Raw genomic sequence first — 8,397 nt, 5'->3', positions numbered from 1 at the left:
AATCAAGTGGGACTAAAAACAGTTTGCTCGGTTTCGCTTCGCAAAACTATCTGGACAGGCACTGATAGAAAACAATTAAATCAATAGGTTATGATTTTTCTTGTTTCTATTCTTATCATTTGGCTTATTCACTTTGAACGATTTGACGGTGAAGCTACTACTTATCACTGAGATTGTGTATTTAGCTCAATTAATAGGTGTTTTAGAGGTGCTATCGGTTGTTAATTCTGAATTACAGGTACGACTCATTCTCAAATTGATTTGATTGGTTGGTGTTTAAGAACAGGTTTATTTGGTAAAACTAGGCGGGCGTGGCGCTTCATTGTCTTAAGCCTTTAACCCGTTTTAATTGATGGTTTTTAGCGTAAGTTTGCAACTGAAACCTTTGACCAACTGAATGACTAAATTGGCTCTCTATTCCGGTTGAAAAGGTTAACCAATCTTCATCTGTTAATCCGAGTCTTTGGATTATCGAAGGCGTATTTGGTGCGATAAAGCCTCGTTTATCTTGTCTGATTTGTCGACCCGTCCAATCGACGAGTTCTAAATAATCAATTAATGAAAACGGGATATGGCTATTACAGCGCTTAAAGTTGGGAATAGATTCATTATTGGCTTTAACAAAAGGTAATAACTGGGCTGGCGCGATAGCGGTTAAACTATCATTCTGTGTTTTTAGCTTTTGATGGTTGTCTTTATTTTGATGATTATCTGTTTCTAATGCTTTTGGTAAAATGCCTAACCTTTGTTGAATAGAAGTGAAATCAGAGTTTTCTGGCGTATCTGCCATTTTTGCTCTAATTGGATTTAAATCAACATAAGCCATACAAGCTAAAACAGCGACATCATCTAATAAAGCTTGAGATTTAAACCGACCTTCCCAAAAGTGGCCTTTACACTTATCTTCTGAATTTGCTTGTCTGGCAATAAACTCATTTAAAAAGCGCATAAACCAAGAGATACTCGTTAAGCGTTGGCGATAATCATGAACGCAATCATTCATGACCATTAGCTCGCTCTCAGTTAAAGTATTACCTTGCTGCTTAGCCTGTAAATAACGGGCCACAATAGGTTTAGGCTGACACAAGGTATGCCAACGAGATAGAACCTCATCAGGGTTTAAAGTATCCGCAGCATCTGTATCGACTCTTAAAACTAAGTGATAGTGATTACTCATAACAGCGAAAGCAGCCACATCTATGGTGAAAATAGCGGCAAGCTTTTGAATACGCTCAACTAACCAAACTTTTCTATGTTCAAAACTCTTTTTAGTGGTTTTATCATAACCACACAAATAACTACGCCTGACACAACGCGCAATGCAATGATAATAAGGAGTATCAGATAATGATATTAAACTGCTTCTGGGTTTGGCCATAAGTTAACTGTATTTATAGTCATGTGTGGTTATTTATACAGTTAAGTTTGGTGTGGATTGTTGATTTGTCAAATTACAGATGAAAAATAAATAGACATGAGTTGTAAGTAACTGTAATTTATATTTTTTAACAATGCCTGTCATTCAGGCTTCTGCCAATTATAGCCAAGCTTTATCAGCCCATTATGCGGGCGTTATGTTTTACGGAAGGATATGCGTAATTTCTTAATTTTAGTCTTAATAATTTCAACGCTATTAATTATAGGTATAATATTTTGGAACTCTTCAAAAACAGAGTACCCAGAATCATACGATGTAGTAGAAGCGAAATATCGAATTTTAGGATTTGATGCGTTGAATGATAAAGAAAAAGCTATATATTCTATCTGGTGGCTAGAAGCTGAAGTAAATAATGGCGGCTTTCATCAATACTTCTGGAATTCTGCAGGGGACAATGCGAATTTAGCTTTATTATCATTAAATAAAATAGGCGCAATTAAAACCGCAGAATTACTTAAACAAGCTATCGAAATTGCATTTTCTGGTTCGCTACCATTAATTCGAGAAGATAGGCAAAATCAATTGGAAGTTGATGAATATACAAAAATAGAAGCCCTTGGGGATTTAGATGATAGCTTTTATGAGTACACTGAAGACTTCCATAAAATGCTTAACGAATATAGTGTAAAGTAAAACATAACACATATGAGCCTCCCGCTGGTCAATAGGTAAAAGTGATCTTTTCGGCAACTTTTCGGTTGTTAACAACTATCTGGACAGGCACTGATAGAAAACAGTTAACAACTATCTGGACAGGCACTGATAGAAAACAATTAAATCAATAGGTTATGGTTTATCTTGCTTCTGTTTTTATTGTTTAGCTTATTTTATTTGAACGATTAGTAGACGAAACAATGGCTTGTTAGTGAGATTGTGTATTTAGCCCGCGTAGGTTGGGTCGAGCGAAGCGAACCCCAACAAAATCTCCTAACAGATTAAAATTTATCTGAATCCCCAATCTTCTTTGATCCAGCCAAATTGACAGTGAAAAAGTAACAGCCGCCTTTGATAAAATGCCTTCGATAATGTACCTTCAAATTCCCTTTTAACTAATCAGTTAGAGTCGTTATAAAATAAATATTGGCTAGTGCAATATTAAATTCGATTGTTGGGATTCGCTTCGCTCGGCCCAACCTACAGTAATTGAAAAATAATGACGTTTAGGCGGATTAAACTCGTAAGCAGACGCCTAATTGAAACATATTTAAGATCCGCTTTTCGCTCAAAGCAGAAATATAGGCTTTGTGCTACAGTGAACTTAATTTGTCAGCGGCAAACTTAATGCAATTCAGTGGAGACCGTAAATGTCATTTGGTGGCTGTGTTGAATGATAATGACTGGCATTTTTGATGTAATAGGCTGGCAAATTTAATGTGATTTTCCACTAGATGCTGCAGGATTTGATTTTATACCAGTTCACCTAAATTTTTTGATCTATATTTTATGTCGAAAAAAAGTGCGCTAACAAGGCATGAATTACCGCGACTAGTAAACTAATAGCAAAATTAATAACGCAGTTTATGTGCTTTTAAACCCGTAAAATTGAGCAATAATTAGGATCGATTAGTATTAGACGGTATGAAATGGTGTGAGTCGCGTGCGGAATATGACTGTATCGTCAGGCTTGATAATTAGCAAAGCGGGTTTAATTGCTAAAGTTTTGAACCCGCTGTTTGAATGACCTGATCTAGATTTTTTAATCTTTATTCTAACCTTAACTCGGGATAAGAAATTAGCTAACCCCATTAAGCTATTGGTATTATTAATTTTTTATTTCTTGAAAGGTATTTTTTCTTAGAACAAGGCGAATTTGCGTACGTAATAGCTGGCTATTACTAGCGAATTCAACGCAGTTATCAGGAAAAAGGCCCTCAAGAAAGCAAGTTGTTATCCCTAATTGAGGTTAATCTAGTTTGATTGGACAGATAAAATCGTGTGGTTTAATTGCAAGTACATCGCAATTAACCGCATCCAGTAGGTGCTCGGCAGTATTACCCAGCAGTGCTGCGGATATACCGTTTCTGCCGACTGTACCCATCACAATGAGCTCAGCATCTAAATTCTGCGCTACCTGACCAATTTCATCTTCAGGCAGGCCTTCTGCGACTATGCAGTGCTTTTCATCAATTTCATATTCTTCAGCATATTTTTTTAGTGCATTAATATGGTGTTGGTGGATTGCGAGTCGATAGCTTTGTGGATCAAATTCAGGAATTTCGATAGATAGGTTGATTGGCGCGCCTGGGTAACAGGTTAACAACTGGGTTTCTGCATTTAAGTGGCTGGATAAAAATTGAGCTGTTTCGATTATGTTTTGGTTTAAATCCTTATGGTGTGATTCTTGGTTTATCGCGTTGATCGCAGCAATTATTTGGCCATTTTCAGGCCAGTCATGATCTTTGACCAACAATACAGGGATAGGGCATTTACGAATTAAATGCCAATCTGTGGGTGTAAATATAACTGAACGTAAAACGCTGTGCTCGTGAGTTGATTTTACTAGAAGGTCATAACCTGTTTGCAATATTTCTTTGATCATGACTTCGAACGGACGATTATGCCAAATGACTTTAGCCTCGATTTGATTAACTGAGGCTTGATAAGGCTCTAAGATTTTTTCTAACCAAGTGGACTGTTCGGCTATGACAGCTTGGCGCATTAGGTTTCTTTCATCAGACGACAGCATAGTGGTCATTTCATATGAAAAGTCGTATATCACCAGCAGTGCGGTAACACTAGCGCCTGTTCTAGATGCTAATTCAGCAGCACGGTTGAGTGATTTCTGAGCTTCAGTACTTGGGTCGATAGCAACCAAAATTTTGTTTATAGCTTTCATGGTACACCTCACAGTATTGCATCTACTAAGTGTAGGCTAGGCTGTTAAAATTTTCATTGTCTAGGGTCAATAAATGAAAAGTTAATTTAAAGGTTTGTTGATAAATTGGGATAGAGTAATTAGTGCTAACACTTTTAAACTAAAGCCTTTGTTAATGTGGCTTTGGCGTAAAAAGTGTTAGAACGGGGAGAGTGTTTCTAATCTAAAATATTGTTTCGACTGCCTGACACTTCATCAAGGCCTTTAAGGTTTACAATGGTAATAAACTTGCCATTTACTTCGATTAAATCTGACTTCTGAAAACGACTCAGTAAACGGCTGATTGTTTCAACGGTTAAACCAAGGTAATTGCCTATTTCACTTCGAGTCATAGTTAATCTGAATTCTTTAGATGAGAAACCACGCTCATTAAAGCGATATGAAAGCGCGCTAATAAATGCCGCTAATTTTTGTTCTGCGGTTTTGCGATTAAGTAGCAACATTAGTTCTTGATCAGTGGTAATTTCATTACTCATCAAACGCATTACTTGTTGCCTTAATTTTGGCATGCTAGATGATAATTCATCCATAGTTTCAAATGGTATCTCACAAACCATAGCTGTCTCCAATGCCACAGAAAAGCTAGGGTGAACTTTAGTATTTATGCCATCGAATCCAATAATATCACCAGGTAAATGGAATGCGGTTATTTGTTCATCGCCTTGATTCGAAATAGTGTAAGATTTAAACGACCCCGATCTAACGGCATAAAGCGATTTAAATGGTTTACCAGCTTCAAACAATTTATCACCTTTTTGGAAAGGACGCTTACGTTGGATGATATCATCGAGCTTATTTAACTCGTTTTCATTTAGGCTGAAAGGGATACATAACTGACTAATACTGCAGTTGTTGCATGAGACAGAACAATTAAAATGTTTGGGTGCGGCTTCCATGTAGGCTCCATTGCTTAGCTAGATCTTTATCAGTTTACTCAAATCTACCAGACTTGCAATAAGCCAACATAAATAGTCTGCAAGCCAAATAAAATAAGGATTATGCCACTTAGAGCTCTTGTTATTTTATGATTGATTACTGCTTTAAACTGTTGACTGATTACTGCGCTAAATAGCAGTGCAGGCATAGTGCCTAAACCGAAAGCCAGCATAATTAAAGCGGATGAAATTGGGTTAGCTTGACTGGTTGCCCAAGTGAGTGTGCTATAAACTAGACCACAAGGTAGCCAGCCCCATAACATGCCTGCAACGAATTTAGCGCCAAAATAATTTTTTTGGACACTTTGCTGCGCGAGAGGGGCAATGAACTGCCAAAAGCGATTGAATAGCTTTTCTAACCGAGTTAGTCCCATATACCAACGGGCAAGATAAAAGCCGAGTAGAATTAAAATAACACCTGATAAAAATCTAAGACTAATTAATATTGGAAAGAGTATACTGGTAAGCCAGTAACCAATTAAGCCTAAAGCTAAGCCGGCTAAAGTGTAGCTAGTAATTCGGCCTATATTGTAGGCAAGGTTAGACTTTAAATTGTTGGAGACTCCGATCGCTGCGGTTAGTCCACCGCACATGGCAACGCAGTGGCCAGCGCCGAGAATACCAATCAGGAATGCACTGAGAAACTCAGCCATTTTTGTCAGAGTCTTGTTTATCTTCGTCAAATAGTATGTTGAAACCTTGGCGGTCTAAATCATCAAATTGATCTTTTTTAACAGCCCAAAAAAAGATTGCGATTGCAACAAGCAACAAAATGACGGCAATTGGGATTAAGACGTAAATTACATTCATTATTTAATTAACCTAAGAGAATTTGTTACGACAATTAGTGAGCTAACGGACATGCCTAAAACAGCAATCCAAGGTGTTAAATAGCCGCTAACTGCGAGTGGAAGTACTAAGGTATTATAACCGATAGCCCAAACAAAATTTTGTTTTATTATTTGATTTAAACGGCCTGAATGTCGTTTTAGAGTGACTATTTTTGTTAAATTGTTATTGAGTAAAATGACATCAGATTTTAATTTACTAATTTCACTGGCATTGTTCATAGCAATACTGATATCTGCTTCTGCTAATACGATAGCATCATTGACACCATCGCCAACCATAGCAACTCGGCCGTATTGTTTTCTAATTTGAATTAATTTTTGGACTTTTTCATCAGGCGTTAGGTTTTCTTGATAATTAATATCTAACTGTTGGGCGACTTGTTTTACACGGTGGCTAGGATCACCGCTTAAAATACATTTGTAACCTTTGAGTTGCGTCATTGTGTCATATGCAGATGAGCGTATTTCATCCTCTAACCAAATCGCCCCTACAATTTGCTTATTTTTCAAGACATAAATATTAGCTTCCGGATATAAATCTTTTTGCTGTATGTGTCTCAGGCTGGTTAGTTCAATTAGATCATTTTGTATTTTTGCCGATATTCCACTTCCCGGAATGATAGTAAAATCGTCTACGCCAAACTCAGAACTCGGTGTAGAAAATGCACTAGCGATAGGGTGATTTGAATAAGCTTCTATCGCGGCTATCTGAGCTAACATTTGTTGGCTATTTATATCCGATTTGAACTCAAACTGTTTTATTTTAAATGCGCCTGTGGTGATAGTGCCTGTTTTATCAAAGCAATACGCTGATATTTTTTCAGCTGATTCAAGCGCATGGCTGTTATTAATTAAAATTCCATGGCGTTTGAGATTGTTCGTACTAGCCGATAAAGCGGTTGGTAGCGCTAAAGAAAGCGCACAAGGGCAGGTCGCAACTAAAACTGCGACAGCATACCAAAGGCCAGATTCACCTATGATAAATTCCCAAATAATAAAAGTTAAGGCAGATAAAATTAAAATACCTAGCGTTGCATCTTTGGCGACTTTATCTGCTGCCGTTGCGAGTTTTGATTTATTATTGGATACCAGAGTTTGTCGTTGCGCTATTTGTGATAGTGTAGTTGCCTTACCTGCGGCGGTAATTTTTATTAGGACTTGATTATCAGTGACTAGGGTACCAGCGAACACAGTTTGACCTGCTTGTTTTATTTGTTGTGTGCTTTCACCTGTGATTATTGATTCATCAAACGATGCGGTATCTGAAATTAAAATGCCATCTGCCGGCACAACCTCACCAATTTTTACCATGACAATATCATCAGTTTGCAATAAGTTTGCTGAAATGGGTTGGAAGTCGGCTGTTGCTTTTTTATAGGCTATTAAGGGTAATATTTTTAGCATGTTAGTCGATACATTAACTGACTTTGCTCGAACTAAATGTTCTAAATATCGGCTCAATAGGAGCAAGAATACGAACATGCTGACAGATTCGAAATAAACTTCTCCTGAGCTAGTAAAAGTTGCATAACAGCTGGCCAAGTATGTGCCTAGAATGGCGAACACTACCGGAACATCCATATTTAGACTTTTATTTTTGAGTGACTTATAGGCAGAATTCAACATACCTAAACCACTATAAAATACCACAGGCGTGGTTAAGAGCAGGCTTAGCCATCTGAAATATTGATTAAACCCCTGTTCTAAAACGCCAAAATATAAAGCAAATGCCATCATCATTACTTGCATGGTGAATAGACCTGAAACAACAAGTTGCTTTAGATATTGGCGATTAATTTTTTTATAATTGGCTTCAACATCGGAAATTTTAAACGGGGCAGGCAGATAACCTATATGTCGAATTGCTGCAAAAATACTACTTAATCTTACTTGTGCGGGATCCCAACTGATTTTAGCTCTAGATTGGACTAGATTAACTGAAATCGATTTTAATCCGGATATTTTTAATAGACGTTTTTCAATGAGCCAAGCACAAGCGGCACAGTGCATATTTTCTATGGTTAAATCGGCAGTTGCCTGGCCCTGAGCAAATTCTACAAATTCAGCTTGCACCGACTCTTCGTCGTAAGCTGTGTCTTGGGTGTTTTCAGTTTGCGACGCTTTATCTGCTTTTACTTCTCTAAATTGATAATACTGGCTGAAGCCGCCTTCTAGTATACTATTTGCAACGGCTTGGCAGCCAATACAACAGACGGCTTGTTTACCTTGGTTATTCTCGATGAAGAGATCATTGTTTGGCGGGTTGGGTTCGCCGCAATGAAAACACTGGGTTTGCAT

Annotated in this window: 7 protein-coding genes; 1 reads left to right on the top strand and 6 read right to left on the bottom strand. The window is 37.5% G+C overall.

Annotated elements, in window-relative coordinates:
- Positions 1-319 precede the first annotated feature (319 nt).
- Entirely contained in the window at positions 320-1,378 is a 1,059-nt protein-coding gene (locus XM47_RS04175) for a transposase (protein ID WP_077066463.1), read from the bottom strand.
- Positions 1,379-1,591: 213 nt separating this feature from the next.
- On the opposite strand from XM47_RS04175, the gene XM47_RS04170 reads away from it, so the two are divergent.
- Positions 1,592-2,071: a DMP19 family protein gene (locus XM47_RS04170; protein ID WP_048690036.1), complete on the top strand. Its 480-nt coding sequence runs from the start codon at positions 1,592-1,594 to the stop codon at positions 2,069-2,071.
- Between the two features lie 1,270 nt (positions 2,072-3,341).
- Here the strand turns inward: XM47_RS04170 and uspE are convergent.
- From uspE to XM47_RS04145, 5 genes are all read right to left on the bottom strand, one after another.
- A complete protein-coding gene (gene uspE / locus XM47_RS04165; RefSeq protein ID WP_048690034.1) occupies positions 3,342-4,274 on the bottom strand; it encodes a universal stress protein UspE in 933 nt (310 codons plus the stop codon).
- A gap of 197 nt (positions 4,275-4,471) precedes the next feature.
- The gene (fnr, locus tag XM47_RS04160; RefSeq protein ID WP_048690028.1) at positions 4,472-5,209 is read right to left on the bottom strand and encodes a fumarate/nitrate reduction transcriptional regulator Fnr; all 738 of its coding nucleotides are present in this window, start codon (positions 5,207-5,209) and stop codon (positions 4,472-4,474) included.
- 44 nt (positions 5,210-5,253) lie between these two features.
- The gene (locus XM47_RS04155; RefSeq protein ID WP_048690025.1) at positions 5,254-5,901 is read right to left on the bottom strand and encodes a sulfite exporter TauE/SafE family protein; all 648 of its coding nucleotides are present in this window, start codon (positions 5,899-5,901) and stop codon (positions 5,254-5,256) included.
- A complete protein-coding gene (gene ccoS / locus XM47_RS04150; protein WP_048690023.1) occupies positions 5,894-6,058 on the bottom strand; it encodes a cbb3-type cytochrome oxidase assembly protein CcoS in 165 nt (54 codons plus the stop codon). The genes XM47_RS04155 and ccoS overlap by 8 nt, the downstream gene beginning before the upstream one ends.
- Complete coding sequence (locus XM47_RS04145; protein WP_048690021.1) at positions 6,058-8,397, bottom strand: heavy metal translocating P-type ATPase; 2,340 nt, start codon at positions 8,395-8,397, stop codon at positions 6,058-6,060. The genes ccoS and XM47_RS04145 overlap by 1 nt, the downstream gene beginning before the upstream one ends.

The sequence above is a fragment of the Catenovulum maritimum genome (genome assembly GCF_001050375.1).
In the GTDB taxonomy this organism is placed as follows: Bacteria; Pseudomonadota; Gammaproteobacteria; order Enterobacterales; family Alteromonadaceae; genus Catenovulum; species Catenovulum maritimum.
This window is presented reverse-complemented; position numbering and strand designations above follow the sequence as displayed.